General features: G+C 64.6%; 19 protein-coding genes and 1 pseudogene. 10 read left to right on the top strand and 10 right to left on the bottom strand.

Going from position 1 to position 25,948, the window contains the following annotated elements; all coding sequences use genetic code 11:
* Nucleotides 1-36: 36 nt before the first annotated feature.
* Together FCN77_RS05450 and FCN77_RS05445 are read right to left on the bottom strand one after the other, a co-directional pair.
* A complete protein-coding gene (locus tag FCN77_RS05450; RefSeq protein ID WP_137321448.1) occupies nucleotides 37-1,374 on the bottom strand; it encodes an ABC transporter substrate-binding protein in 1,338 nt (445 codons plus the stop codon).
* 45 nt (nucleotides 1,375-1,419) lie between these two features.
* A complete protein-coding gene (locus FCN77_RS05445) occupies nucleotides 1,420-2,856 on the bottom strand; it encodes a GH32 C-terminal domain-containing protein (RefSeq protein WP_137321447.1) in 1,437 nt (478 codons plus the stop codon).
* Nucleotides 2,857-3,236: 380 nt separating this feature from the next.
* Here FCN77_RS05445 and FCN77_RS05440 point away from each other — a divergent pair, with 380 nt between their 5' ends.
* The gene (locus FCN77_RS05440; RefSeq protein ID WP_137321446.1) at nucleotides 3,237-4,796 is read left to right on the top strand and encodes a glycoside hydrolase family 32 protein; all 1,560 of its coding nucleotides are present in this window, start codon (nucleotides 3,237-3,239) and stop codon (nucleotides 4,794-4,796) included.
* A gap of 83 nt (nucleotides 4,797-4,879) precedes the next feature.
* Here the strand turns inward: FCN77_RS05440 and FCN77_RS05435 are convergent, their stop codons facing one another.
* Nucleotides 4,880-5,578, bottom strand: a complete 699-nt coding sequence (locus tag FCN77_RS05435; RefSeq protein WP_137321445.1) for a hypothetical protein — start codon at nucleotides 5,576-5,578, stop codon at nucleotides 4,880-4,882.
* A 136-nt stretch (nucleotides 5,579-5,714) separates the two neighbouring features.
* Between FCN77_RS05435 and FCN77_RS05430 the strand changes: the two genes are divergently transcribed.
* Both FCN77_RS05430 and FCN77_RS05425 read left to right on the top strand, forming a co-directional pair.
* The gene (locus tag FCN77_RS05430) at nucleotides 5,715-6,611 is read left to right on the top strand and encodes a potassium channel family protein (protein WP_137321444.1); all 897 of its coding nucleotides are present in this window, start codon (nucleotides 5,715-5,717) and stop codon (nucleotides 6,609-6,611) included.
* 91 nt (nucleotides 6,612-6,702) lie between these two features.
* Nucleotides 6,703-8,378, top strand: a pseudogene (locus tag FCN77_RS05425) (FAD-binding dehydrogenase).
* Here the strand turns inward: FCN77_RS05425 and FCN77_RS05420 are convergent.
* Nucleotides 8,335-8,934, bottom strand: coding sequence for a GNAT family N-acetyltransferase (locus FCN77_RS05420; RefSeq protein ID WP_137321443.1), 600 nt, complete (start codon nucleotides 8,932-8,934; stop codon nucleotides 8,335-8,337). The pseudogene FCN77_RS05425 and the gene FCN77_RS05420 sit on opposite strands and share 44 nt — an antisense overlap.
* A gap of 267 nt (nucleotides 8,935-9,201) precedes the next feature.
* On the opposite strand from FCN77_RS05420, the gene FCN77_RS05415 reads away from it, so the two are divergent.
* Both FCN77_RS05415 and FCN77_RS05405 read left to right on the top strand, forming a co-directional pair.
* Nucleotides 9,202-10,239, top strand: coding sequence for a TOMM precursor leader peptide-binding protein (locus FCN77_RS05415; protein ID WP_254678858.1), 1,038 nt, complete (start codon nucleotides 9,202-9,204; stop codon nucleotides 10,237-10,239).
* Nucleotides 10,240-11,520: 1,281 nt separating this feature from the next.
* Nucleotides 11,521-12,744: an MFS transporter gene (locus tag FCN77_RS05405; RefSeq protein ID WP_137321441.1), complete on the top strand. Its 1,224-nt coding sequence runs from the start codon at nucleotides 11,521-11,523 to the stop codon at nucleotides 12,742-12,744.
* A gap of 105 nt (nucleotides 12,745-12,849) precedes the next feature.
* On the opposite strand, the gene FCN77_RS05400 is transcribed toward FCN77_RS05405, so the two are convergent.
* The 4 genes from FCN77_RS05400 to FCN77_RS05385 all read right to left on the bottom strand — a co-directional run bounded on the left by FCN77_RS05400 (nucleotide 12,850) and on the right by FCN77_RS05385 (nucleotide 17,638).
* Nucleotides 12,850-13,521 (bottom strand): excalibur calcium-binding domain-containing protein, encoded by a 672-nt coding sequence (locus FCN77_RS05400; RefSeq protein ID WP_137321440.1) that lies wholly within the window; start codon nucleotides 13,519-13,521, stop codon nucleotides 12,850-12,852.
* Between the two features lie 45 nt (nucleotides 13,522-13,566).
* Nucleotides 13,567-14,952 carry a DUF1524 domain-containing protein gene (locus tag FCN77_RS05395; RefSeq protein ID WP_137321439.1) on the bottom strand — a complete coding sequence of 462 codons (1,386 nt, stop codon included), beginning with the start codon at nucleotides 14,950-14,952 and terminating at the stop codon, nucleotides 13,567-13,569.
* A 691-nt stretch (nucleotides 14,953-15,643) separates the two neighbouring features.
* Complete coding sequence (locus FCN77_RS05390) at nucleotides 15,644-16,420, bottom strand: type 1 glutamine amidotransferase domain-containing protein (RefSeq protein ID WP_137321438.1); 777 nt, start codon at nucleotides 16,418-16,420, stop codon at nucleotides 15,644-15,646.
* A 300-nt stretch (nucleotides 16,421-16,720) separates the two neighbouring features.
* Nucleotides 16,721-17,638, bottom strand: coding sequence for a helix-turn-helix transcriptional regulator (locus FCN77_RS05385; RefSeq protein ID WP_137321437.1), 918 nt, complete (start codon nucleotides 17,636-17,638; stop codon nucleotides 16,721-16,723).
* A gap of 120 nt (nucleotides 17,639-17,758) precedes the next feature.
* Between FCN77_RS05385 and FCN77_RS05380 the strand changes: the two genes are divergently transcribed.
* From FCN77_RS05380 to FCN77_RS05370, 3 genes are all read left to right on the top strand, one after another.
* Nucleotides 17,759-18,157: a DUF1304 domain-containing protein gene (locus FCN77_RS05380; RefSeq protein WP_137321436.1), complete on the top strand. Its 399-nt coding sequence runs from the start codon at nucleotides 17,759-17,761 to the stop codon at nucleotides 18,155-18,157.
* 73 nt (nucleotides 18,158-18,230) lie between these two features.
* Nucleotides 18,231-19,124 (top strand): potassium channel family protein, encoded by an 894-nt coding sequence (locus FCN77_RS05375; protein ID WP_137321435.1) that lies wholly within the window; start codon nucleotides 18,231-18,233, stop codon nucleotides 19,122-19,124.
* Nucleotides 19,125-19,283: 159 nt separating this feature from the next.
* Nucleotides 19,284-20,351, top strand: a complete 1,068-nt coding sequence (locus tag FCN77_RS05370) for a hypothetical protein (RefSeq protein ID WP_137321434.1) — start codon at nucleotides 19,284-19,286, stop codon at nucleotides 20,349-20,351.
* Between the two features lie 661 nt (nucleotides 20,352-21,012).
* On the opposite strand, the gene FCN77_RS25845 is transcribed toward FCN77_RS05370, so the two are convergent.
* Nucleotides 21,013-21,180, bottom strand: coding sequence for a hypothetical protein (locus FCN77_RS25845; protein WP_175417147.1), 168 nt, complete (start codon nucleotides 21,178-21,180; stop codon nucleotides 21,013-21,015).
* A 125-nt stretch (nucleotides 21,181-21,305) separates the two neighbouring features.
* Here FCN77_RS25845 and FCN77_RS05365 point away from each other — a divergent pair, with 125 nt between their 5' ends.
* Both FCN77_RS05365 and FCN77_RS05360 read left to right on the top strand, forming a co-directional pair.
* Nucleotides 21,306-21,854 (top strand): RNA polymerase sigma factor, encoded by a 549-nt coding sequence (locus FCN77_RS05365; RefSeq protein ID WP_137321433.1) that lies wholly within the window; start codon nucleotides 21,306-21,308, stop codon nucleotides 21,852-21,854.
* Nucleotides 21,851-22,684 carry a hypothetical protein gene (locus tag FCN77_RS05360; protein ID WP_137321432.1) on the top strand — a complete coding sequence of 278 codons (834 nt, stop codon included), beginning with the start codon at nucleotides 21,851-21,853 and terminating at the stop codon, nucleotides 22,682-22,684. Before FCN77_RS05365 ends, FCN77_RS05360 begins: the two co-directional genes overlap by 4 nt.
* 86 nt (nucleotides 22,685-22,770) lie before the next feature.
* On the opposite strand, the gene FCN77_RS05355 is transcribed toward FCN77_RS05360, so the two are convergent.
* The gene (locus FCN77_RS05355; RefSeq protein ID WP_137321431.1) at nucleotides 22,771-25,881 is read right to left on the bottom strand and encodes an FAD-binding and (Fe-S)-binding domain-containing protein; all 3,111 of its coding nucleotides are present in this window, start codon (nucleotides 25,879-25,881) and stop codon (nucleotides 22,771-22,773) included.
* Nucleotides 25,882-25,948 lie beyond the last annotated feature (67 nt).

The raw sequence follows: 25,948 nt of genomic DNA, 5'->3' as shown, positions 1-25,948 counted from the left end.
CGGGCGGGGGACCTTTCGATCCCCCGCCGCTGCGGTTTACTTGAAGAACTTGGGGGCGTTCTGCTTGATGGTGTCGTCCATCGTGCTCGTGAATTTCTCAGGCGTGATGTTGCCCTGCACCAGGAGCACGAGTTCCTGCTGAAGCCTGCCGTTGGTGGTGGGGTCCAGCTGGGTGTCCCACGGCATGGCCTGCTTTGCCCCGAGGGTGTCCGCCGTTTCCAGGGCCTTCTTGTACAGCGGGGTGGCGTTGGCCGGGACCGTAGTCTGCACATTGGTGGTGGGTGAGAGGGCACCGGTGGCCGCATACTCGGCAGGGTACTTCTTCAGGGCAAACTTCAGGAAGTCACTCACCAGGGGATCGTAGGTCTTGGAGTTGACGGCCATTCCGATGCCGGACGGGGAGACGAACTCGTTGGCCGATGTCACGGAACCATCAGTCGTTGGCAGGGTGAAGAAGTCGACGTCGTCCCGGACCGCGGAGTTCAGTTTGTCAGTGGCCAGGCTTGGCAGCTCCCAGGTGCCGATGTTGTACATCGCAGCCTGGCCGGAAGTGAACTGATTCTGCGCGTCGGAATAGCCCTGGGCGGAGAAGCCATCCTGGAAGCACTTGGCCTTGCCGAGCTCGGCCATCCATTCAACGGTCTTCTGCCCGGCAGGATCGGTGAACTTCGCTTCGCCCTTCTTCAGCTTCTGAACGAAGTCCGGGCCGGCTTCCCGGAACGGCTGATAGGCCACGTAGCGTTCCAGCGGCCATTGGTCCTGGCCGTCGATAGCGATCGGGGTGATCCCCGCATTGCGCAGCGCCGTGCACATTGCCGGGATGTCATTGAGGGACTTCGGCACCGTGACGCCGGCCTTTTCCAGCAGTGCCTTGTTGTACCAGAAATATTCCAGCTCGAACTGGAACGGAATCATGTACAAGGAGCCGTCGTCGAAGCGCTGGTAGTCCAGTGCCCCGGGCCGGTAGTCGTCGTAGATGTCCAGTGACTTCAGGAGCTTCTCTGCGTCGACCATTTTGCCCTGTTTTGCCAGCTGCTGGGCGAAAGGCGTCGCGTCCGTGTCGAAGAGCTCAGGGAGCTTGTTGGCCGCAGCCAGGGTCTCCAGCTTCTGGATGTAGGAGGGACGGTCCGGGGTGGTAATGAGGTTCAGCGCGAAGCCCGGGTGGTCCTTGGCATAGTCGTCAGCGAGCTTCTTCATGATGTTGATGACTGCCCCGTCAGCGGGACGTGACAGCAGCCACGAAATTTCACGGGGTTTGATCTCCCCGGTCGGGCTGACGTTGGCCGGGTCGCTGGAGGCTCCTACGCCGCCGCAGGCTGACAAAGCCAGGGCTGCGGCGGCTGCGACGGCGGCAGCACGGAATAGTTTTTTCATTGCGGCAATCTCCCTTGATTGGAACAGAGGTTGGGGTGGGGACATTCAGTTGTCGGTGCGCTGACGAATCTCAAGTTCGGTGACGGTGGCGGATCCTTCGCCGGTGAAAAGGCCGATCCGTCCCGCAGGCAGGTCGTAGACCCGGGTGCTGAGAGCCACCTGCCGGTCGACGACGGCGACGCACAGGTCGCCGTCGACGATCACCTCCAGGGTGTGTTGGCCGGGCCCGAGATCGCAGGGGCGCTCCAGTTCGATCTCGAACGGAACGTCCCCGGACACGTGCCATTGGGCGTTTCCGGTGATGGCCCGTGGCCAGCGGTCGAAGACGAGCCGGCCGCGTTTCGGTTCCAGGCGCAGGACGTAGGAGTGGTCCCCGTCCTGGCTGGAGCGCAGCAGCAGCCCGCATTCGGTGGTGTTGGGGGCGATGTCCAGCACTGCCTTGGCATAGAACTGGCTGGGAAGTTCTTCGTCGGATATGACGGCGGTGTACCCGTCCGGCACGTCCAGTCGTGTGGGCAGGTGGTTGGTCAGGGATACGGCGACGTCGTCCCAGAAGCTGTCCACGAGTTCGTCGGCGAAGGCGAATGCGAGCGTGCCATCCGGGTTTTGGCGGGCTTCCATGACGGACATTGTGCCGGCCCACTGCCAGGGGCCGTTGTCGCTGTTGCCTTCCTTGCTGGCGATCCATCCGAAGAAGAAGCGGCGACCGTCGCGTTCGGCAGTCTTGGAGGCGTAGAACGCCCGGCCGTCGATGCTGTCCAGGTCCGGCACGGTCCAGGGGCCGTCGGGGCTCTTGGCCATGCGGTAGCGGGTGGTAAACGTTTCGGAGAACTCGGAGTAGACCATGTACCACCAGCCGCCCCAAGAGAAGACGTCCGGGCATTCGTGCGTGATGTAGCGGCGTGGATCCCAGAACGGTTCCGTATGCTGCCACGTCATCAGATCGCTGGAGACGCACTGGGCGATGACGCCGCGGCGCCGTTCCGGTCCGGTGGAGTGCCGGGCCGCCAGCAGCATCCGCCACTGGTTCTTGTTTTCATCCCGGAACACGAAGGGGTCCCGCCAGTCCCCGGACTCGAAGCCGTCGGGAGCGCCGAAGGTGAGTTCGGGATGTTTTGTCCAGGCCTGCATTCCGTCAGTGCTCGTGGCGTGCATGACCAACTGGAGGGGTGCCCCGTCCGCTCCCAGGTTGCGTGGATTTTGCCCTGTATAGAACAGGTGGTGGATGCCGGTTTCATCAACGACGACGCTGCCCGTGTAGGCATTGAAGTCCAGGTCGGTTTCGCTGCCGTGCTGCAGGGCAACGCCGTGGTCCTCGAACTGCGTGAGGTCCTTGGTGGTGACGAGGTTCCATGAAGTGCCGGGTTTCGGATCGGAGCGGTCTTCGTGGAGGTAGAAGAGCCAGAACTCTCCGTCCTTCTCGAAGGGGATGAGGTCTCCAACCCATCCATCGGTGGGCTGGAAGAAGACTGAGCGTTTCATCTGCGCTGATGTCCATTCTGCTAAAGCGTTTGATCACCATAATCTAGCGTCAAGATTCTTTGTGATCAAGCGTTTTAGCAACATTTCTTTTTTCGCTTCCGCGGCGGTCCGCGCGGTTCCGGGATGGCGTCAAACTATTTTGATTAAACGCTTGACCATTACCCGCGAATCACACTATCGTCCTGCGTAACCGGTGAGAGTCCGAGCCCCTCGACGTTGAGCGGCACGGCATGTCACCATCGCCGGTCGATGTTTCTCCAGCCCGAAGAGCGCGCAGCGTTGGCTGCCCGGGCCTTGCCATGTCCCCACCTGCCGAGGCGCTCCACAACCACCACGTTCGACCGGCTATGGCGCCCGTCGAACTTGAGAGGAACCACTTTATGACGCACGACATCTCACGACGCGCTGCCCTGCAAGGTGCAGGCGTTGGGGCTCTTACGCTTTTCGCTTGCGGCGCTGTACCCGGTGCGGCGCGCGCCCAATCGTCGCTGCGGGCGGTCTATCACATGACTCCTCCCTCGGGCTGGCTGTGCGACCCGCAGCGCCCCGTACATACCAACGGCGCCTACCAGCTCTACTACCTGCACTCCGGGCAGAATAATGGCCCGGGCGGATGGGACCACGCGACCACCAGCGATGGCGTGTCTTTCGCCCACCACGGCGTGGTGATGCCCTTGCAGCCCGATTTCCCGGTGTGGTCGGGATCAGCCGTCGTCGACGCCGCCAACACCGCTGGCTTCGGTGCCGGGGCGGTGATCGCACTCGCGACACAGCCGACCGACGGGATCCGCAAGTATCAGGAGCAGTACCTCTACTGGTCGCCCGACGGCGGCTTCACTTTCACGGCCCTCGCCGACCCGGTGATCGTCAACACCGACGGCCGCACGGCCACGACGCCCGCAGAGATCGAAAACGCAGAGTGGTTCCGCGACCCCAAGATCCACTGGGACGCGGTACGCAGCGAATGGGTGTGCGTGATCGGGCGGGCGCGCTACGCGGCCTTCTACACCTCGCCGAACCTGCGGGATTGGCAGTGGAAGTCCAATTTCGACTACCCGAACCATGCGCTCGGCGGGATCGAATGCCCCGATCTGTTCGAGATAACCGCCGGCGACAGCACACGGCATTGGGTGCTCGGCGCGAGCATGGATGCCTACAGTGCCGGCCTACCGATGACCTATGCGTATTGGACCGGCACCTGGGACGGCACGGCGTTCATCGCCGGCGACCTCACACCGCAGTGGCTCGACTGGGGCTGGGACTGGTACGCCGCCGTGACGTGGCCATCGGTCGAGGCGCCAGAGACAAAGCGCCTTGCAATCGCCTGGATGAACAACTGGAAGTACGCGGCACGCGACGTGCCCACCGATGCATCCGACGGCTACAACGGGCAGAACTCGATCGCGCGGGAACTGCGGCTCGAGCACCAATCGGGCGGCTTGTACAGCTTGCTCAGTACCCCCGTTGAGGCGCTTTCGGGCTACGTCACCGCGACCACCACACTCCCCGACCGCACGGTCAACGGCAACTCCGTGCTGCCGTGGAGCGGGCGCGCCTACGAGCTCGAGCTCGACATCTCACGGGACGCGGCTATGAACATTGGGGTCTCGGTGGGCCGCTCCTCAGACGGCCTGCGTCATACGAACATTGGCAAGTACGGCGACGGGCTGTACGTCGACCGCGCGCCCTCAGACCAGAGCGGCTACGCGCTCGCGCCTTACTCGCGGGCTGCCGCGCCCATCGACGCCAACGCACGATCAGTGCACCTGCGCATCTTCGTCGATACTCAGAGCGTCGAAGTGTTCGTGAACGCCGGGCACACGGTGCTTTCACAGCAAGTGCACTTCGCCGACGGCGACACCGGCATCTCGCTTTACGCCGACGGTGGCCCGGCTGGCTTCACCGGAATTACGATCCGCGAGTTCGGCAGCCCCATCTAGCTTCCGGGCCGGGCCCGCTGCAAAGCCGCGCACCGCCGTCGGAATTCCCGACGGCGGTGCGTTACCAGGGTGATTGCTGGCCACTACCCGTGGGTGACCGCAGCACCCACCAGTCCGAACAACGTCCCGGCCACCAAGGCAACCAGCGCACGTTTCCGGGTGGGGTACAGCCAGCGCACTGCAAACACGGCCACCGCCAGGATGACGCCGTTGACCACGCTCAGGATCACCGCGATCCACTCGGACCCGGTGGCCACCCCGAAACCTCCGCCGCTGCAACCGCTGATGCCGCACCAGGCAAAACCCGCCACCATCCACTGCGGAAGGCTCAGCAGAACTGCCAGCGGCACGGCCCACCAGAGCTTTCCGACGTCCGGGGTGACCCCGCGCAGCGCCGCGCGCGGATGCTGCGCCGAGACGCCTGGCACGCCGCCGGCTGGAACCAGAGCACGCCTCCGGGCACTCAGGACAACCCATCGGAAGACCCCCGCGTTGACCAGTGCAAGGAGGAGGTATCCGAAATAGTAGAGGACCGTAGTCAGGCTCAATACGGCGCTGGAGCCGAAAGTGCCGATGACGAAATACGCAAACGAAACGGGCAGCGTCAGAATCACCAGGGCGAGCAGCAGGCCCTCCTTGACCCCGGCATCCAGGTCCAGTGCGAAGCCTCTGCTAAGCAGCGCTGCTACCACAACGGCAAACGTCACCGACAAATAGACGACGACGGCGGTTCCGGCCCAGCGCGGCAGGGCCCTTTCCTTCGGACGAGATTCCCTACCCACTACGCTCCCCCATTAACGTCATTCCGGCCCCCCTCTGCGCGACGGACCAATACGGCCGGCACACCTACGGGCTGCCGGCACTTTGATGGTCGCACGCCGGCTGCCCCTCAGGAAGGGCCGCCTCTAAGATGAGGCCATGGACTTCGAGGACACGCTCTGGACGGTTTTGGGGGCCGGCCTGGTTCTGCTGATGCTCGTCGACGTCTTCCGAACACTCCTTGATCCGCACGGTTCCGGTCCCCTGGGCCGGGCGATCATGCGCGGATTCTGGCTGGTGTCGAGAAAACTGCACGGCCGGGGCTCCTTCATCGCAGCACCCTTGGCAATGGCCGCTGTCATCGGCACTTGGGCGGCCCTGGCGGCCATCGGCTGGGCCCTGCTCTACCTGCCCCACCTGACGGACGGCTTTATTTACGGGGCCGGGGTTCCTCTGCGGGCCGACTTTGCCGAAGCCCTCTACATCTCCCTGGTCACTCTTTCCACCGTGGGGTTCGGCGATATCGTGGCAGCGCATCCGGTGCTCAGACTGGTTGTTGCCTTCCAGGCCGTGACCGGTTTTGGTTTGCTGACAGCAACGGTCACGTGGATCCTGCAGACGTTCCCGGCACTGAACCGCCGCCGTGCCCTTGCCCACCAGCTGAACCTGTTCAGGGAGGCTGCAGGTCCGGCCGGACTATCGTCGCTGGAGCCCGGGCATGCTGCCGGGCTGTTGGAGTCAATGGCCGGAAATGTGGCTACGGTGAGCATAGACCTGCTTGCGTTCCATGAAACCTACTACTTCCGCGAAATCGACCAGCGCGGTTCTTTGCCGGCCACGGTGGCCTACGCCCAGGAGTTGGCATCCCAGGCCCGGCTCAGCGAAAGCCCCGAACTGCAGTTCGCCGGACGCATGCTCCACGCGGCGCTCGACGGCCTCGCGGAGGTCCTGCGCGGCAAATTCGGCCATACCGGAGCCACGTCGTCGGATGTGTTCGACAGCTACGAACTGCACCACCGGCACCGGCGGGCGGGGCAGCCGCCGTCACTTGGCTGACGGCCACCCTGCTGCGGAGCCCGGCTGACCAAGCCCGCTGCTGTAGGTTGATGCTGAACTATCACTTACCTTCAACCAGGGCGGTTATCTGATGGACGCAGACGTCATCATCATCGGCGGCGGGCTGGCGGGGCTGGTAGCCAGCAACGAGCTGGTCAGGGCCGGCAAGCGGGTGGCCATCCTGGACCAGGAGAACGCAGCCAACCTGGGCGGCCAGGCCTTCTGGTCCCTCGGCGGGCTGTTTCTGGTGGACACCCCCATGCAGCGGCGCCTGGGCGTGAAGGATTCCTTCGAGCTGGCGTGGCAGGACTGGCAGGGCTCGGCCCAATGGGACCGGCTGGACGGCTCACTTCCTGAGGACGAGTGGGCGCAGCGGTGGGGCCGCGCGTACGTCGAGTTCGCGGCCGGGGAGAAACGGTCCTGGCTGCAGGAGCAGGGCATCAAATTCACACCGCTGGTGGGCTGGGCCGAACGCGGCGACGGCAGGGCCGGCGGCCACGGCAACTCGGTCCCCCGGTTCCATGTCCCGTGGGGAACGGGCACCGGCGTCTCGGAGCCGTTCGCCGACAAGGCCCGGGAGGCGGCAGCCACAGGGCAGGTCAGGTTCTTCTTCCGTCACCGGGCGGACGGATTAGTGTTCGACGGCGGCACGGTCACCGGGGTGCGCGGCACCGTGCTGGCACCGGACGCGTCGCCGCGCGGCGTTGCCTCGAACCGGGACGCTGTTGGGGAGTTTGAGCTGCGTGCCCAGGCCGTGGTGATCGCGAGCGGTGGGATCGGTGGCGACCACGAGCAGGTGCGCCGGTGGTGGCCCCAGCGGCTGGGGACGCCGCCCGAGAAGATGATTACCGGGGTACCCCGGCACGTGGACGGGCGGATGCTGGACATCGCCGATCAGGCGGGCGTCCGGTTGGTGAACCGTGACCGCATGTGGCACTACACCGAGGGCATCCAGAACTGGAACCCCGTCTGGCCGGACCATGCCATCCGGATCCTGCCGGGGCCGTCGTCGCTGTGGTTCGACGCCCTGGGCCGCCGGCTCCCCTCCCCCGGGCTGCCCGGCTACGACACCATGGGAACCCTGCGGCTGCTGCGGACCACCCCGGACATCCAGCAGTACAGCCACTCCTGGTTCATCCTGAACCAGCGAATCATCGAAAAAGAGTTCGCCCTCTCCGGCTCCGAGCAGAACCCGGACATCACCAACCGGGACCTGAAGCTGTTGCTTCGCTCGCGTTTGGGCCGCGGCGCCGCGGCCCCATCGAAGCGTTCAAAGAGCACGGCGCTGACTTTGTGGTGGCGGACAACCTGGAGAATCTGGTCCGCGGGATGAACGGCTTCACCTCGGAGCCGCTGCTGGACTACTCCGGGCTTCGCCGGCAGATCGAGGAACGGGACGCAGAGGTCCGCAACCCCTACTCCAAGGACACGCAGATCTCGGGCATCCACAACAGCCGCCGCTTTCTGGGCGACCGGCTGTTCCGCACGGTCAAACCGCACCGGATCCTGGACCCGGCAGCCGGCCCGCTAATTGCCGTGAGGCTCCATGTTGTTACTCGCAAGACCTTGGGTGGCATCCAGACGGACCTCAGTGGACAGGTTTTTTCGCAGGACGCCGTGCGCATTCCCGGCCTCTACGCTGCAGGTGAGGCAGCGGGGTTCGGCGGCGGCGGGGCCCACGGCTACAACGCACTGGAAGGTACATTCCTGGGCGGCTGCCTCTTCACCGGCAGGACCGTGGGGCGCTCTCTGGCGCGAATGCTTTAGCTGGAACTGCACCACAACCGTCTGGCCTTAAACGGGCCAAATCAATCCAGTAGCGCCGAAAATACCGCCCATTCCCGCCCATCCTGACGTCCTCGAGCAGGCCGCCACAGCGCTCGATAGTCCTAGCTGACGCTGCATTTGCATCGTCGCAGCTGAGAAGAACGCGATCAGGCTCTCCCTGCGCAGCCAAACGAGCACACACCTCATGCAGAGCCCACGACGCCGCCCCTCGCCCACGATCGGACGGCCGAACCCCGTATCCGATATGCCCGCCCGAGTTCAGGAGGGCCGGGGAGAGGTAGTGGCGGTAGGCAATCGCCCCCACGTACCGCGAGCCCTCTGTAATCCAGCGATAGGTGCAGGGGACAATGCCGCCCGTCTCGGCGACGTGTTCAGCACCCACCAGCCTTTGGACCCAGGCATTGAACCCCTCCAGGCTGGTGACGTCATCATCCGGCAACAGCCCGGCACCATCTTGATGGGTGTCGCCCCACTCGCGGTGGGACTCGGCAAACGACGGGTAGAAGGACGCATCCGGGAGAACGAGTTCGAACATGCACCCGACTCTATACCGCGCGCAACCCACTTTTGTAACACAGATCTACGCCCAAAGAATTTTTGCTTACAAACTTGTCAAGACCATGACAGATGCCATAGATTCAATCCGTCCAACGAATTGATAAACATGAAGGAGTGATTCAAGTGCTTAAGCTCAAGCGACTGGCCAAGCGCCGTTCCAAGCTGAACCTCGTGTTCAACTGATCGAAGAAAATAAGTGGGGACCACGCGCTGCGTGGTCCCCACTCATAATTGGAGGCAAGAATTGGTAGCCACGACCTACTCCCTTAAGCAGTCGCTCCCCGTTATAACAACAGACACGACCGTCCAAATCGGCCTGGCGCCACCCAATGCAATCGAAATTGAAGACGCACCACACGGGCTGGCAGAATTGCTCGGATTTGCCTCACAACCACGAACTCTCGATGAACTGGGCAACGAGGCCCAACTACTTCTTGGCGAAAGCTCCGGACAAATCATTGAGGAGCTCATCGAAGCCGAAATTCTGGTGCCATACAGGATCGATCTCTCAGGTCGGTACAGCCGCCATGATCTGTACTTCGCGCTTGCTCACGGCACAGGGCCGGGAGCAAGCGAGCTGCTACGCACACGAACGGTAGCGCTCATTGGCGTCGGAGGCATCGGGACTAACGTGGCCATGCAGCTCGCGACGGCGGGGGTAGGTTCCATCGTGCTCGTAGACGGAGATACCGTCGAAGAGACCAACCTCACCCGGCAATATCTCTTCACTGCCCAAGACGTTGGCAAAACGAAGATCGACGCAGCTGCAGAAAATCTTCGGCTTCGAGCTCCCGGCCTCAACACTATCGAAATCACGTCGATGATCTCCGGCGTCGAAGACCTCTTGCCAATCTTTCGAGACTCAGAATTCGTGGTTGTTTCCGCCGATACTCCCCAAGAAGTGCTCGAGTGGTCCAACGAAGCATCCATCATCTCCGGAACTCCCTTTACCTGCGCTGGTTACCAAGACACGCGTGGAGTGGTGGGACCAGTCGTCAGGCCAGGCACTACCCCGTGCCTGCTATGCGCGGCAACAGATAACGATGGGCGGACGAACTCCAAAACGTCCCTGAGTACTGAGAATCTCAACTCGGCCTACCAGGCACCAAGCTTTGGACCCCTCAACTCCATCGTGGCATCCGTTGCCGCCATGGAAGTGTTTCGCTATCTACTCACCGGCTCAACCCAGCTCGATGGTCGACGACTGGTCTTTGACTCACTGGAACTGTCTTCAGATTTTGAAGATTTCGCCAGGAATATTCACTGTGTTGCGTGCGCCTAAGGTCACCGGCAGCAAAGTACTCGTCGCCTTGGCCGGGGCCTATACCGTCGCATCATTGGCTTCGACCGTGGCCAACAGGAACTTCTGGCCAATCGCATCAAATAACATGTTCAATGCGAAGTTCTACGACCGTCTCTCGCGTTTCGCTGTTGAATTCTACTCGTCAGACGGAACGGTCGTAGCGTGCGGGCCTGCAAACTGCATTCCGACTCAGTTCTTTCGGGCGGGGGCAGTGTTCGCACACATTTTCATGGCTGACGAGGACCGGCCGAAACAAGTTCTGTGCCAGAGGATACTCCGGAGGCTGCGCAGCGATCCGTGGAGACCTTTTGACGAGGTTCGAGCCCCTGCAAATTTACCAAACGCTCCCCTATCCAGAATGGAAATCTGGGTGGAGACGACCGTGAGGGGAAAGCCTCAGGAAAGGGAAGTCGTGTATACCTATGTTCCATCAAATTCGCTGTAAGCCAGTAAGTTCGCGACAAGTCCGCACTGCCGCATTGTGGATCGTCGCTGCCCTGACAGTTACGCTAAGACCCGGCCCAAATGCTTTGCAGGACTACAAAGTTGCTCTGGATCCTCCGGCGTTGAATTCGGATCATGATCCCAGTTCCCGCAACATCCTGAGGGCTCAACGCATAGCGACTGGCTTGCTATTGGCAGCCGCAGCGAGCGAAGTATGCAAGGGTTCTGATACAAAGCCCTCTTCCTGGCTTCGGCGGGCAGCCTTGGGGGTATTTCTTGGAACTCGTGCCGCAGATGCCCAGTCGCTTCCCGGGAGATGGCCCTATGACACGTTTATCGAGGCAGTACTCGCCGTAAGTCAGTGGCCCCACTCCGGAAAGATCGATCCGCGGCTCGCCAACTTGCCGCTCTCAGTGTCCCGTGTAGCTCTGTACTTGCCCTACACCCAAGCTGGCCTGTCCAAACTCATCCACGGCTTCGACGCTTGGGTCCGACACGGCGATGCGAATCACATCTATCACTCGCATTTAAAGGCATCTAATAGCCACCCATTTGCGCAAGAGAGATTTGTCCGGCCCGTTCGAGTCATTACTCGGGTAATCCCTTTCCTCGAATTGCTCGTCCTGCCCCTCGCCCTCGTTCTTCCCGGAAAATGGCGGATTTTGGTTCCATGCGGTACGAGCCTCTTCCACATGGTGGTTGCCCGGACCTGGAACATCAGCTTTTGGCAGGCACCAACTTTGCAATGGCTACTGATGTCAGTAGAAAAGCAAACCGATCTTGCAACCATTCTCCGCGCGTACCAAGGAAACTAAATTGTCTCCAGCAAAGCCATGGCAGCGACGCCTGCACCTGACAGGAATGTGGGTAAATTCGCTTGGCGGGGGCGCGTACAACATCGCCCTCCCGCTCATCGTGCTTCAAACGAGCGGCAGCCTTGCCCAGATGTCCATCGTTGCCGTCGCATCACAACTACCAAAGGCATTCCCTGGAGTGCTCATAGGTGGACTGGCTGATCGCATGTCCCCGCGTACCATGACCCACATTGGATATTGGGGTCAAGCGCTGGTTGTTGCGGCTATGGCACTGCTCATTGGCCCCTGGCATACTCCCTTTTGGGTTCTGGTACTCGGCGCGTTCCTGCGCGGCAGCCTCGACATGTTCGCGAGAACTGCAACCTTCGTTGCCATCCCGAAAATGTATGGCGGCGGCACAGCAAAGTTCAATGCATCAGTCTCTACGGCATGGACTTCTGCTTCCATCGTGGGGCCGGCCATCGGTGGAGCATTAAGTGCTGTTTGGGGTCCTTGGTGGTTGTTGGCCGTGGACGCTGTCTCTTTCACCGTAATCGCGTTGATTATGAACTTCCTGCCGTGGCCGGACCGACCAAGCAGCCTGCCCGATCGGCCAGGCTTTATTCGGGAACTTTCTGCAGGATACAAGAGACTCTCTCAACTGCACGGCTGGTGGCGTTTCGCTGGGACAGTTATTCTGATTGGCTTCCTGTCCGCGCCTCTCTCAACTTTGGCTATCTTCCAGACCTCAGTTGGTCTGGGCGGCTCAACTACCGAAGTCGGGATTGTCGGCGCGGCCGCGGCTGCAGGCCTGTTTTGCGGATCAATTCTGTCCGGCCTGTTTTCCAGTTGGCGTCCAAACATACTCATGCAACGTTCCTCGTGGCTCATGGCTGGGGGCTCGTCGCTCTTCTTCGTCCCTTCGTGGATCGCTGTAGCCAGTGCTCTCTTTATCGTCTGCACCGGAGGCATTGCCTGGACCGTGGGACGCACGTCTCTCATCCACCAACAGATTCCCTCCACTGATCTCGGTAAGACCATGACGGCCGTTCAGTTTCTTGAAACAGTCTCCAGCCCCCTCAGCCTCACCGTTGCCACGTACCTCATGGGTGTTTCGTCATCTATGGCGTTTGCGTCAATCTTGTTCGCAGCACTACTTTCAGGACTACTTGCTCTCAAATCTGACTCGATACTGAGTCCTCAGGAGCGCGAACCCGAGCCGCGGCAGAGCGAGACAGTGCACTAGTTTCATTTGTCCGAAAGGGTTCTTTGTCCTTAAAGCCGTCTGCCGTGGGCACCCTCCAGCAGAAGAAGGCATCCACGGCAGACGAGCTACTGCGTGACGTGACGACTATTTCTCGCAGGCAACGCCGTCACGATCGCGGTCAAGGCTCGTGCTGTACCCAGGCTGCCCGGCGTACAGCGGCGCGGCACCAGCAGCTTTGACGGCAGCGCAATTGGCGTAGGAAACGGCAGCGGGAGCCGGAGCCGGTGCGACAGGAGCGGCCGGCGCCGGCTGCTGCGGGACGGCCTGCTGCGCAGCCGCCTGTTCGGCCGCCAACTTCGCGGCAGCTGCATCGGCGGCTGCCTTATCTGCTGCTGCCTTGTCCGCAGCCGCCTTATCTGCCGCAGCTTTTTCAGCCGCGACCTTATCTGCTGCCGCCTTGTCAGCGGCGGCCTTTTCCGCCGCAACCTTTTCCAGGCTCTTGACGCCGAGGTGCACCGTGGAGCCCTTCGCCGCGGGCACCCCTCCCTTGGAGTCCTGGGATGTCACCTGCCAGTTCTTCTTGATAATGATCGACTTGCCGTCGACGGTGTCCACAGCCTCGACCTTGAGCCCGAGATCTTCCAGCTGATCCGTGGCTTTGTCCAGGGTCAGGGCCATCACGTCTGGAACCGTGACAGCCTCAGCAACCTCTGCAACAGCCGTCGCTGATGCTGTCGGCTGCGCATCCGACTGCTTGCCGCTGCATCCCGTCAGCATGAGACCGGCTAGCACGACTAATATCAGTGTCTTTTTCATTTTTCCCCCTTGGAAAATTTGGAACTGTGAAGCGATGGAATTGGTCTAGCTTTCGCAGGCCACGCCGTCGGAATCGCGGTCCAGCGCGGCCCGGTACCCTGCCTGCCCCGCGTAGATCGGTGCGGCACCTGCGGCCTTGGCCGCCGCGCAGTTGGCGTAATAGGCGGCGGCCGGCGCTACGGGTGCGGGTGCGGGTGCAACGGGTGCCGGCGCCACGGGCGCGGGAGCAACGGGGGCCGGTGCCACATAGGCCGGGGCCGGAGCAACCGGAGCTGCGGGCGCGGGCGCCACCACGGGTGCAGGCTCAGGAGCAGGTGCTGCAGCGGCCGGGGCCTGCTCATTCGTCGGTGCAAGCTGGCCCGAGCAGTCGGCAAGGATCCTGGCCATCGCGTCGTGCTCCGCCTGGGTAACCCAAAGGCTGTACGTAGCCTTCACTGAAATCTGCCGGGCAACGTATTCGCACCGGAAGCCCTTGTTCGGCGGCAGCCAGGTGGCGGCGTCGCCGTCGCCCTTCTTCATGTTGGTGGGACCGTCTGTCGACTGGAGGTTCAGGGGGTCATTGGCGAAGGCTGTCCGCTGTTCCGTGGTCAGCTGCTGTGCGCCCTTCTGCCAGGCGTCGCTGAGCGCAACAACGTGGTCGATCTGGACGGCGCTGCTGGTCGCAACCCCCCGCAGGAAGTTGATGGTGGTGCCGGTGTATGGGTCCGCCAGTGTGCCGGACTGCACCTTGCAGGGGACGCTGTTGGTGTATTTGATACCGGTGAGGTCGCGTTTGAGGATGTCATTCCGCGTGTCGCAACCGTTGCGGTCAACATCTGCCCACGCCTGCCCGAACAGCGCGCGATCATATCCCGTCTTGGGTGCCCGGCCTTTGATGGGAAGAGTGGCCAGCAGGTCGATCGCCTTCGTGGCGAAGGCAGGCTGCGTCTTCGGAGCCGTTGCGGTGACACCCTGCGCCAGGAGGTAAGGGCTCTCTGGGTCCAGGGGCTCGCCGGTCTCCTGGGCAGTTGGAGTGGACGACGGCGTCGGCGTCGCTCCGCCGGTTGCGCTCGCTTCGGCGGAGGCTGGCGACGCAGTGCTGTCCGATGAGGCGGCTTTAAGATCCCCCGTAGCGGTCCGCGGCATTGCGGAGGCACCGCCGATGAAGAGGGCAAGGGAGACGGCAAGGGCAACGGCCCCCGCCTTCCGTTTGGCCGGGAGCCGTGCCCATGAGCGGCGTCCGGTGGCCAGGACATAGAGGCCGGTAAGGGCGGCCGCGATGGCCAGGAAGACCAATGCACCGCCAAGGCCGCCGCTGAAGGCACCCACGATCATGAACAGCGCTGTAATGCCTCCGACAATGAAGGTGGAAGCTCGTGGCTTACGCGGTGGCCTGGGCCCCGGTCCCGGCTCCGTTGGCGCTGGCCCCAAAAGGCTATCGTAGTTCGACATTGTTATCCCCATTAATAAAGGCCCGGCGATTAGCCGGGCCTTTTGCTTAAGCCGAAATGTTGCTAATGAGAAGCGTATTTCTCACCGTGCTGGCAAATCAGAATCTGCGGAGATCCTGCCACAACGCTGATTGAGTCTTGAGGCAATCTTGAGGTTGCGCTTCACACTGCGAATTCAATGCATAGCTGCCACGCATGTTGTGCGTGAGACGCGCGCACCGGTGGCTCGTGTCGAACCCTTGTTGCTCGCACCCCCACGGAGCTGCCATCATGGCCAAGGCCCCTACCCCACAATCCCCGATGACCCGGACGCCGGCCTCCGCCAGCTCGTGACTGGCCCCGTTGACTCCCCCATATCCACGCCGGCCAGCTCGCCGGGCTGAGCGCCCTCATCTCAGGCTGGGGCATCCTCGCCGTCATGCCCACCAGCTACGGCAAATCGGCCAGCTACCGGGTGGCGGCGGTCTGTGATCGCTCGGTGGCGCACTCCCGAGACGCTGGGCTTGCGAGACACCGCGTCAGATTAGGAGAAGAAGTCGGCCGCCCGCAGGCGGATCCCGGCCGTAGATCGTGGAGCGCGGAACCTGAAGCAGGTCGGCGATGCGTTGGACAGTGTGGTTGCCGGCGCATGTACGACGGCTGGCGGCCACTCCGTCGTCGGGGTGGCCGCCAGTTTCAGTGCGCTGTTGGTGTTAGTGCTCCGCTTCTGCGGCAGCCTTCTTGGCGTTTTTCTCGGCGTCCTTCTCGGCGCGCAGAGCCTCCGTCTCGTGCTGTTCCTCGGCTTTTTCCTGGTGGATGACCTCTGCGAAGAGCTTCTCCATCTCCTTGGCCACGCCAGCGGCTGAAGCCGGGTTCTGGCCGGTCACCAGCCGGTCGTCAACCACGACCTTTTCCTCAAAGACACCAGCGGAGACGTGGGTGGCGCCCTGTTCCTCAAGTCGGTCTGCCAAAAAGAACGGGATGACCTTGTCCTTCCCGGCGGCAACCTCCTCGTCGTTGGTGAAGGCGGCCACCTTCCGGCCCTCGACAAGGCGGAACCCGTTCTCCAATTCCACGTTCAACAGGCCGGCCGGTCCGTGGCAGACCGCGCCCACTAAGCCGCCGGCGTTGTAGACGCTGGCCACCAGATTCTGCAAGCCTTCGCTGTCCGGGAAGTCCCACATGGCACCGTGGCCGCCCACGAGGAAGACGGCGTCGTACTGATCGGGATCAACGACGTCGACGCGGGCAGTGTTGTAGAGACCGGCGCGCGTGGCCTCGTCCTCCGTAAAGGCAACCTGGATGGGATCTTCTGAGTCCACCTCGTCGCGCGGGGGCTGGCCGCCCTGGATGGACGCGAAGTCGACGAAATGCCCGGAATCCTTGAAGACCTTCCAGGGATGTGCAGTCTCGGCCACGTTGTAGCCGGTCTTCTCGCCCGTATCGCCGATCTCGGAAACGCTGGTCAGTACCATGAGGATTTTCTTCATGAAGTGCTCCTATCGTCTAAATTCCACCCTACGCCTAGCCCAAACTCAGGCCCTCCCTCCCCGTCTTAGACGGTGGTAGTCGTCGGCGCCAAGAATCGCCGTACGAGGCCTCCTCGGCCGCAGTCAGATATTCATGTTTAGCCATAAGGCTCAACGAACCGAGGAACCCATCGTTACCACGCGGGATCTGCTTTGCGTGGCTTTCCCGAGCATTGGTCCTCAAGCCCCAGAATGAGCACGGTGGCCGCCTCGCGGGCCACGCGTCGCAGCAGGAGCACGCTCGGCGGAGCTGCGGCAGCTTCAAATCAACAATTTGGCCACCAGCTCACCGCGGCTGCCGACAACCACTCTTCCGTAAAGCGCCTTCAGGTGGTCGTGCACCGTGTGCGGGGAGATGAACAGATTCGGGGCGATGTCCGCCGTCGGATTCCCGGACAGGACCTCCAGGCAGACGTCCCGCTCACGGGCGGTGACCCCGTAGGCGGCAAGCAGGAGGCTGACCACGTCGTGCGAGGTGGCCGGCTCCACGGTGACCACCATCTGTCCCGGGCCGTCGCCCGTAATAAGGCGGCTGGCCTGCAGCACCACCCAGTTGCCGCCGGCGTCGCGCATTCTGTCCCGGGCAGTGCCTGAGATGGAAGCGTGTGCCTGCGCCACAACGGAGTGCAACGTCATGGTGAAACCGCCAGGCGCCGCATCCTCCACCTCGGCCAACCACAGGACCGCGGCGGGGGTGGCCGCCCGCAGTTCGCCGTGGACGTCCGAGAAGTCCTGGCCGCCCTCCCGGAAGATACTGCCCACCCCCCAGCACGCCTCGTCCACCCGGAACGCCGCGCGCAGCTCATGATGCAAACCCTGAGGAGCCAACAGGTCGTTGATCCGGACGCTGCGGACCACGTCCCGGTGCGGGGCATCGGAAGTCCGGGCCACGGGCCGCGGCCGCCGCAACAGCGCCCTGAACGTGTTTGGTTCGGCACCGGCGTACTCGGACTCGGCGAAGCGGGCGGCAGACTCATCCGTCACCGGCCACGGCCGCCAGTTGGTCACGGACGTCATGCCCAGGGTGTCCGGGTCCACCCCGGCCCAACAGCCCTGATCGAACGGAACCGCCCGCCGCACCACGGCCAGCGCCGCGGTGTAGAGCTCAGCCAGGTCCAGGCCGCCCGCGGCGAGGCCGGCAATCTCGCGCCGGGCGCGCTCAGCGCGCTCCTCCCACATACCTCCAGTATCCGGTCGGAGGGCCGGACCGCAATCCCCCAAACTGGGGATTGAGCGGGTCTCCAGGAACCCCCCGGTGAGGGATCGCAGCGGCGCGCGCCGCCGTCGTACTCTTCCTCCATGAACGCCGTATCGCAGCTCTTCGCGGTGCTTGCCGCAGTGATCTACATCGTGGTGTTCCCGCTGGAAAGCTTCTTCCTGCGGCACCCGGCAGCGCAGAAATTCCTCAGCACACCTGCGCAAAACGTGCCCGCCGTGATGATGTGGGCCATCCCCACCGGGTTCCGCAACCTCCTGATCGGGCTGGGGAACATCGCCGGGGTGGTCGCGGTGAACACGGGCTACGCGGTGGTGGGCTACACCCTGGTGGTCTACTGCTGCGCCAACATGGTGATCAGCGGCGCCACCATGGGGCTGGCGGACTGGCTGGGCCACTACCCCAGGAAGGGCGACAGCATCCCCGCCACCCTCGGGGCTACCGTCCCTCCCCTAGTTGCGCTGCTCGCACTGCTGTTCTGAGCAAGCGTGCGCCGTCGCCCTGTCCCGTGATCTCCATCGCGGGTTCCAAACAGTGCCGCCTCTAAGATGAGGCATGGACTTCGAGGACACGCTCTGGACGGCTTTGGGTGCCGGCCTGATTCTGCTGATGCTCGTCGACGTCTTTCGTACGCTCCTTTATCCGCACGGTTCCGGCCCTGTAGGCCGGACGATCATCCGCGGATTCTGGCTGCTGTCGAGAAAACTGCGGGGCCGGGGCTCCTTCATCGCTGCACCCTTGGCGATGGCCGCTGTCATCGGCGCCTGGGCCGGCCTGGCAGCCATCGGCTGGGCCCTGCTGTACCTGCCCCATCTGACGGAGGGTTTTGTCTACGGAGCCGGGGTTCCGCTGCGGGCCGACTTTGCCGAAGCCCTCTACATCTCCCTGGTCACTCTTTCCACCGTGGGGTTCGGCGATATCGTGGCAGTGCATCCGCTGCTCAGGCTGGTTGTGGCCCTCCAGGCCGTCACCGGATTCGGGTTGCTGACAGCAACGGTCACTTGGATCCTGCAGACGTACCCCGCCCTGAACCGCCGCCGCGCCCTTGCCCACCAGCTGACCCTGTTCAGGGAGGCTGCAGGTCCGGCCAGTGTCTTGTCGCTGGATCCCAGGCATGCTGCCGGGCTGTTGGAGTCAATGGCGGCAAACGTGGCTTCGGTGAGCATAGATCTGCTTGCGTTCCATGAAACCTATTACTTCCGTGAAGTGGAGCAGCGCGGCTCCTTGCCGGCCACGGTGGCCTACGCCCAAGAGCTGGCATCCCAGGCCCAGCGCAGCGAGAGCCCTGAACTCCAGTTCGCCGGACGAATGCTCCACGCGGCGCTGGACGAACTCGCGGAGGTCCTGCGCGGCAAATTCGGCCATTCAGGAGCCACGTCTTCCGATGTGTTCGACAGCTACGAGCTGCACCACAGACACCGGCGGCCGGGGAACCCGGACACAACCTAGCGTGCATTCGGAACCCTGGTGCAAGTCCTGTCCGCCCGCCAAACCTGAGGTGGGACCCCGGAACTGAATGGGCGCCCTCAGCGATCGTCAGTCCCTTGTGAGCGCCCCGCCAGAGCAGTACCATCCCCTCACCGAACACCTCCGTGGAAGTGGGCAACCATGCTCGATACCGCAGAAAACCCTGTGATCAACGGACGCCGCGACCTGGTCACCGAGCTCCTGGGTGTTTGGCTGGTGCTGGCCGTCTTCCTGGACGGCTGGGCGCACCTGAACCTCCCCAGCCTGGAGACGTTTTTTACGCCGTGGCACGCGGCCCTCTACTCCGGAATGGTGGCGACGGCGCTGTGGACGGCCGCCGTGATCTGGCGGAACCGGAAACCCGGGCAGCCGCTCTCGCAGGCTGTGCCGTCGGGCTACCGCGGGACTGCGGTGGGCTTGGTCCTCTTCGCCGTCGCCGGCGGCCTGGACCTGCTGTGGCACGAGCTCCTGGGCATCGAAGTCACGCTGGATGCCCTGGTCAGTCCCACCCACCTGTTACTCGGCTTCAGCCTTTTCCTCATCCTGGGCACCGCGGTCCGAAGCGCCCGGGCAGCCAGCCGCGCCGGGAACCTTGAGTGGACCCCGGCGGCGCTGTTCGCCGTCGTCTTGATGACCGGGCTGGGAGCATTCTTCCTCATCTACTGCTCCGCCTTCGTCCGGCCCGGGCCGACGGCCCTCTTCATCCCGACGCCGGTGGGCACCCCTGGCCGCTTACAGGCGGAGATGCCGGTGGTCATCGGCCTGACCAGTTACCTGCTGACCACAGCGCTGATCATTGCGGCCTTTCTCTTTACGCTCTCCGCCGCCCGGCGCCCCGCCCGAGGGATTATCACCATGCTGGTGGCAGCTGCTGCCTGGCTGCCCGTCGCTATGGTGGGCTTCCGTCCCATCGCCGTCGCCGGAGCTGCCGGAGCCACTGCGGCCGCCATCTTGGCGGATATGCTGCTTGCCCGCCTGCCGAAGGTTTGGCTAGACCGGCGGCTGCCCGCGGTGACAGCCGGAATCGCGGCGCTCCTGTGGACGGGCCAGCTGGTGGCCTTCGCGGTGGCGGACGGGATCCGCTGGCCGGTATCGCTCTGGCTGGGGGCGGTGGTGCTCAGCGCAGCGGCCGCAGCGGGCCTGGCCCTCCTCAGCTCCTGGGCCCCGCCGCACGTTGAGCTCACCAAGGCGCACGCACCGCAGGGATAGATCACGACGGCGGCCGTCGGGCCTGGGCGGCCGCCTCACCAAAGCAGACAGGTCAGGGCCGTGAAAAGGCCTCCGGCTGCCCTGACTCGGGAGCCGCACGAAAGTATTTTTACAAAACCCGTAACCTTTGTGACACCGTTTACGATCCACAGAGTGCGGGGGAAACCGCAAAAGTTGAACACAAATTACGCAAAGTTGAACGCAAATATTCGTCAACGGAGGGTCTCATGTCCTTGTTCACTCTTTCTGGAAACAAACTGGCGGCAACAGTGCTCGCTGCCGGAGCTCTGGTGGTAGGCGGGACTGGGGTCGCCGCCGTCGCCGATTCGCTGCAGGACAGCCCCACAGTCACGGCGACGGAATCGCCGTCGCCCAGCCCCACGGCCACGGAAACCGAATCGCCGGAACCCAGCCCCACGGCCACAGAAACCGAATCGCCGAAACCCAGCCCCACGGCCACAGAAACCGAATCGCCGAAACCGAGCCCATCCCCGGCTGACACCGAGAAACCGGCTCCATCGCATACCGCCGCGGGACCGGACGCTACCGGCCCTGCAGCCTTCGGCCTCTGCAACGCCTACACCCACGGCGGCCTGGGCTCCGGGTCCACAGCTTATGCCGCACTCGTCACGGCTGCCGGCGGTGAAAGCCACATCGTCACCTACTGCGCGGACGTCCCGGCCCCCACGACAACGCGGATGACAAGTCCGCCGGGACCTCGACTGACCAGGACGCTGACGAGCAGGGCGACGTGCAGGTAAAGCAGCAGCGCCAGGACGCAGCACCTGCCTCCGAGGGCGGTGCGGGCCACCAGTCCGGCAACTCGCATGCGAAGTCCGGCGGCCGCCGGTAGCGTGTCAGCAGGAGGGTCATCGGGCCGGGGCGAACTGCTTGTCCTGGCCCGGCGGCACGTCCGAAGGATGCCCCCGATAGGGCATCCGCACAGGGGGGTGGATGCAAGAGGTCAAGGGTGACCCAAAGACGTCCGGTCAGGCCGACGAGGACGTCTTTTGCGCTGCGTACCGCGAGTTCTCACCTGCCGTGCTGAGCTATCTCCGCGCACGTGGCGTGGAAGATCCGGAAGGGACCACACAGGAGGTCTTCCTGGCCCTGTACCCGCAGCTCGGCCACGTGTGCGGCGGCGCGAAAGGGATCAAGTCCCTGGTCTTTTCCATCGCGCACGCGCGCTACGTGGACGAGCATCGGCGTCGTCTCAAAGCCCCGTTAACCACCAGCTACGAGCCCGAAGAAGACCCGCGCTGCAGCGCTTCGGCCGAGGACCAGTTGCTGGCGGCGGAGGGCACGGCGGATGTGAAGGGCCTTCTCGAAACGCTGAACCAGGACCAGCAGGAGGTCCTGACCCTGAGGATCGTCGCGGACCTGTCGCTGGAAACGACGGCGGAAATCATGGGCAAGACTCCCGGAGCCATCAAGCAGCTGCAGCACCGGGCCTTATGCCGCCTCAGGAAACTCCGTCACTCATTGAGAGAAGGCGCGTCATGACCAACGCGGACAAAAGGCAGGAAGAACGCCGGCTCGACGACGAGCGTTGCGTGGACGGGCTGCTCGCCGAGGTGGGCTGTCCGGACGACGCCGAGCTGCGGACCCTGCTGCTGGAGATGAGGAACCTTCGGGTTACAGAAATTCCGCAGCCTTCGGCCGAGCTCGCAGCGTTGCTGGATCGGCCCGGAACAGCAAACGTGACCCGCTTGGAGGTCTGGTCCCGCAAGCACGCGAGGAAGAATCGCGGTGTGTTCACCACGCTCGCTGTGGCGGCTTCCCTCGGAGTTGCCGGCGGAGCGGCCGCCGGGAACGACACGTTGCGCAGCCTGGCCCAAGAAACCGTTAGCAGCATCATCGGCGCGTTCCTTCGTCCCGCGCCGCCGACGCCGAACCCGACCTCGCCTGCACCACCCTCACCGGCGTCACCTACACCGGCACAGGTACCCGGACCTGCACCCGCCGCCGTCTTTCCTTCTCCTGCCGGGACGCTGCCGGCCGGGCGTGTTCCCGTTGCCCCGGATTCGCGTTCCGGTTCAGAACCTTCCACAGGCGAACGGCAGGAGAACTCCCCAGCGCCCGGGCGCGGGCAGCAGGTTGCCGAGGACGTCGAAACCGGGCCTCCTTCGGAAGTTCCGCAGACCGGAGGAGAGCCTGCCGGTTCAGGCGCCTCCGGCGCAACTGACGTGCCACCACCGGCGAACGACCGGCCTCCGGGCGGAACGGAGGCGCCCGATGACGGGGACGCAAAGGGCAAGGCACGCAGCGAAGCCGAGACCGGGCAGGGTGCCGCCCAGCCCACACTGCTTCCTCGCGCCCAAGGCGGCCGGTAGGGTCCGGTAGGGTGCAGAGGCGTTGCCGGAAGCTCCTCGTTTGGGTTCTAAGACCGGTCCGCCGCAACGGCGGACTCGAGATGTTGCTAGTTGCCGGGATCGAGCAGCTGGGCGAGGTGGCGTCCGGGCCGCTCGCCGTCGAGCTGCTTGACCTGCATGGCGCAGGAGAAACCGTCGGTGAGCACCGCGGACCCCGGCCCGGTGCTGCGCAGGGCAGGAGCCAGGGCCTGTTCGGCCACCTGCATGCTTACCCTGTAGTGCTCCTTCTCGAAGCCGAAGTTGCCTGCCACGCCGCAGCAGCCGGCGGCGTCCACCACGTCAGTGATGCCGACCGCGGCCAGCGCGGCCCTCTGCGTCCCGGCCCCGAAGACGGAGTACTCGTGGCAGTGCGTCTGCAGCACCACCTGTTCCGGAAGCGGCTCCGCCGGTGCAGGCGTCCAGCCGGCGCGCGCCAGCTGGTCCACGTGCGCGGCGAAGCTCCGCACCCGTGCCGCCACCCGCTTGGCTTGGTCCGTGTGGACCAGTTCGGGCAGGTCCTTCCGGAGTGCCGCCGCGCAGCTGGGCTCCACCACCACGATGGGGCGGTCCGTGCCGTCGTCGAGCACTTCGGCCGCGTTGCCCAGCAGCTTCTTGGCGGTGCCCAGCTGGCCGGTGGAAATCCAGGTCAGCCCGCAGCACGCGTCCGCCGAGCATTCCGTCCGCTCCCCCGCGCCGGCCAGCACGCGCGCCGCGGCACCGGCCACCTCGGGGCGGAAGCCCCTGGTGAAGGTGTCCACGAACAGCACCACGCCGTCAGCAGTTACAGCACTGGCGCCGTTGGCGCCGTCGGCACCCTGCCGGCTCCCGCCGTCTTGCGTTTTGCGGGGGCGACGGCCGGGCATCACCACGCCCGCCGCCGCAACCTCCTTGCGCCACTCGTTGCCGTCGGCAAACCGGGGCAGGGAGCGTTCGGTGGTGAGTCCGCCCAGCATGGCGGCCACCTTGCCGAGCGGTGTGGCCAGCACGGCGTTGACCAGCGGCGCCACGCGGCCGGTGATCTTCAGCCAGCGCGGGAGCCAGCCCAGGGAGAAGTGCGAGAGCGGCCGGAGCCGGCCCCGGTAGTAGTGGTCGAAGAATTCGGATTTGTAGCTGGCCATGTCCACGCCCGTGGGGCAGTCGCTGGAGCAGGCCTTGCAGGAGAGGCAGAGGTCCAGGGCCTCGCGGACCTCCTCGGACTTCCAGCCTTCCTCCACCGTGCGCGCCCCGCGGACCATGTCCTGCAGCACGCGGGAACGGCCGCGGGTGGAGTCCTTCTCGTCCCGGGTGGCCCGGTAGCTGGGGCACATCACGCCGCCGGAATCGGTGCGGCAGCGGCCCACGCCGATGCAGCCCTGCACGGCGTGGACCCACGGGTCTATGCCGGTGCCACCCGCGTCCGCCTGGTTGCCCTCCGCCGGGTTGTCCGTCTCCGCGGAGGATCCGCCGCCGGAGTGCAGCGGCCGGAGGTCAAAGCTGGTCCGCCACTCGCGCTGCGGCACGCCGTCCAGCGCCAGGTTCTCATCCAGCGGGTCCGGGTCCGTGAGCGATCCCGGGTTCAGGATGCCGGCAGGGTCCCACAGCCTGCGGTAGGTGGAGAACGCTTCCAGCATGCGCGGTGAGTACATCAGCGGCAGCAGCTGGGAGCGGGCACGGCCGTCGCCGTGCTCACCGGAGAGCGAGCCGCCGTGCTGCACCACCAGCCGCGCGGCGTCCGCGGAGAACCGCCGGAATACGTCCCTGCCCGCCTCGGTCCGCAGGTCGTACGTGATGCGGATGTGCATGCAGCCGGCACCGAAGTGCCCGTACATGACGCCCTGCAGGCCGTAGCTGTCCAGCAGTTCGCGGAAGTCCGCCAGGTAGTCGGCCAGGTTTTCGGGTGCGACGGCGGAATCCTCCCACCCGGGCCAGGACTCTCCGCCGGTGGACAGGCGGGAGGAAAGCCCGGCCCCGTCCTCGCGGACGCGCCACAGCGAGGCCCGCTCCACGGCGTCCGGAACCGGCCGGCCCGCCACGAGGCGCCCGTTCTCCTGGAGGCGGGCCAGCAGGCGGCCCGCCTCGGCGTGGACTTCGGCGGGGTCGTCGCCGTCGAGGTCCACGTACAGCCAGGCCTTGCCTTCCGGCAGCCCGAGCACTGCGCCCGCGCCGCGCCGGAAGCGCATGGTGTCCACGATGGCCTCGTCGATGCCTTCGACGGCGGCCGGGGAGAATTCGAGGATGGTTTCGATGTCCCGGGCGGCGTCCACTACGTCGGCGTAGCCGAGGCACACCAGCAGGGCGCTGGCCGGCTTGGGCACCAGCTTCATCCGCGCACCGGTGACAACCACGCAGGTGCCCTCGGAGCCCACCAGGGCACGGGCCACATTGAAGCCCTTTTCCGGAAGCAGGTTGGCCAGGTGGTAACCCGAGACCTGCCGCTGGATCCGGCCCAGCTCCGTGCGGAAGCTTGCCAGGTTGTTGTGGGCCAGCTCCCTGAGTGAATCCGTCAGGGCGGCCGCGCGCGCCGCCGCCGGCTTGTCCTCCGGGTCCGTGGCGCGCAGCCCGGTGGCAGTGGCGGTGAGCCGGGCGCCGTCGGAGGTGACGACGTCGAACTCCACCACGTGGTCCGAGGTGCGGCCGTAGCGGACGGAGTGGTTCCCGCACGCGTCATTGCCGAGCGAACCCCCAATGGTCGCGCGGTTCTTGGACGACGGGTCCGGAGCGAACGTGAACCGGTTGCCGGTGGCCTGCTCCACTTCGCGGGAGAGGACGGCGAGCACCACGCCCGGGTCAACGGACACGGTGCCCGCTGCCTCGTCCACGCTGTGGATCCGGTTCATGTGCCGGGAGAAGTCCAGCACCACGCCGGGCCCGATCGCATTGCCCGCCATGGACGTTCCGCCGCCGCGGCTGACCAGCGGGGTTCCGGTTTCCCGGCACACCGCCAACGTGGCCACCACGTCCTCCGTTGACCGCGGAAACACCACGGCCAGCGGAGGGACGCGGTAGTTGGACGCGTCGTAGGAGTACTCGGCCAGCCGCCGGGGCGAGCTGTCGGCGCTGATCCCGGCGGCGGACAGGCTATCGAGCACCTTCTGCTGAGCGGGGTTCGGCAGGCTGCTGTTCGGCAGGCTCGCCGCGTGCCTTGCGGAAGCTACGACGGCGGCGGCGTCGGTGGCGGGGGTAGCGTCAGTTTGCTTCATATCGGTCAGCGTAGTCGCGTCGGTAAGCGTAGTCGCGGGCGGCCCCGCGCCGCGGCCGGTGGCTTCC

This window comes from Arthrobacter sp. 24S4-2, from assembly GCF_005280255.1.
Classification (GTDB): Bacteria; Actinomycetota; Actinomycetes; order Actinomycetales; family Micrococcaceae; genus Arthrobacter.
Note: the sequence above shows the minus strand (reverse complement) of the source record. Positions and strands in the feature narration are given on the sequence as shown.

Excerpts from the sequence above, each read along its gene's own strand:
- FCN77_RS05450 (WP_137321448.1), bottom strand. The coding sequence starts at position 1,374 with ATGAAAAAACTATTCCGTGCTGCCGCCGTCGCAGCCGCCGCAGCCCTG.
- FCN77_RS05445 (WP_137321447.1), bottom strand. The coding sequence starts at position 2,856 with ATGAAACGCTCAGTCTTCTTCCAGCCCACCGATGGATGGGTTGGAGAC.
- FCN77_RS05440 (WP_137321446.1), top strand. The coding sequence starts at position 3,237 with ATGACGCACGACATCTCACGACGCGCTGCCCTGCAAGGTGCAGGCGTT.
- FCN77_RS05430 (WP_137321444.1), top strand. The coding sequence starts at position 5,715 with ATGGACTTCGAGGACACGCTCTGGACGGTTTTGGGGGCCGGCCTGGTT.
- FCN77_RS05420 (WP_137321443.1), bottom strand. The coding sequence starts at position 8,934 with ATGTTCGAACTCGTTCTCCCGGATGCGTCCTTCTACCCGTCGTTTGCC.
- FCN77_RS05400 (WP_137321440.1), bottom strand. The coding sequence starts at position 13,521 with ATGAAAAAGACACTGATATTAGTCGTGCTAGCCGGTCTCATGCTGACG.
- FCN77_RS05395 (WP_137321439.1), bottom strand. The coding sequence starts at position 14,952 with ATGTCGAACTACGATAGCCTTTTGGGGCCAGCGCCAACGGAGCCGGGA.
- FCN77_RS05390 (WP_137321438.1), bottom strand. The coding sequence starts at position 16,420 with ATGAAGAAAATCCTCATGGTACTGACCAGCGTTTCCGAGATCGGCGAT.
- FCN77_RS05385 (WP_137321437.1), bottom strand. The coding sequence starts at position 17,638 with ATGTGGGAGGAGCGCGCTGAGCGCGCCCGGCGCGAGATTGCCGGCCTC.
- FCN77_RS05380 (WP_137321436.1), top strand. The coding sequence starts at position 17,759 with ATGAACGCCGTATCGCAGCTCTTCGCGGTGCTTGCCGCAGTGATCTAC.
- FCN77_RS05375 (WP_137321435.1), top strand. The coding sequence starts at position 18,231 with ATGGACTTCGAGGACACGCTCTGGACGGCTTTGGGTGCCGGCCTGATT.
- FCN77_RS05370 (WP_137321434.1), top strand. The coding sequence starts at position 19,284 with ATGCTCGATACCGCAGAAAACCCTGTGATCAACGGACGCCGCGACCTG.
- FCN77_RS25845 (WP_175417147.1), bottom strand. The coding sequence starts at position 21,180 with ATGCGAGTTGCCGGACTGGTGGCCCGCACCGCCCTCGGAGGCAGGTGC.
- FCN77_RS05365 (WP_137321433.1), top strand. The coding sequence starts at position 21,306 with ATGCAAGAGGTCAAGGGTGACCCAAAGACGTCCGGTCAGGCCGACGAG.
- FCN77_RS05360 (WP_137321432.1), top strand. The coding sequence starts at position 21,851 with ATGACCAACGCGGACAAAAGGCAGGAAGAACGCCGGCTCGACGACGAG.
- FCN77_RS05355 (WP_137321431.1), bottom strand. The coding sequence starts at position 25,881 with ATGAAGCAAACTGACGCTACCCCCGCCACCGACGCCGCCGCCGTCGTA.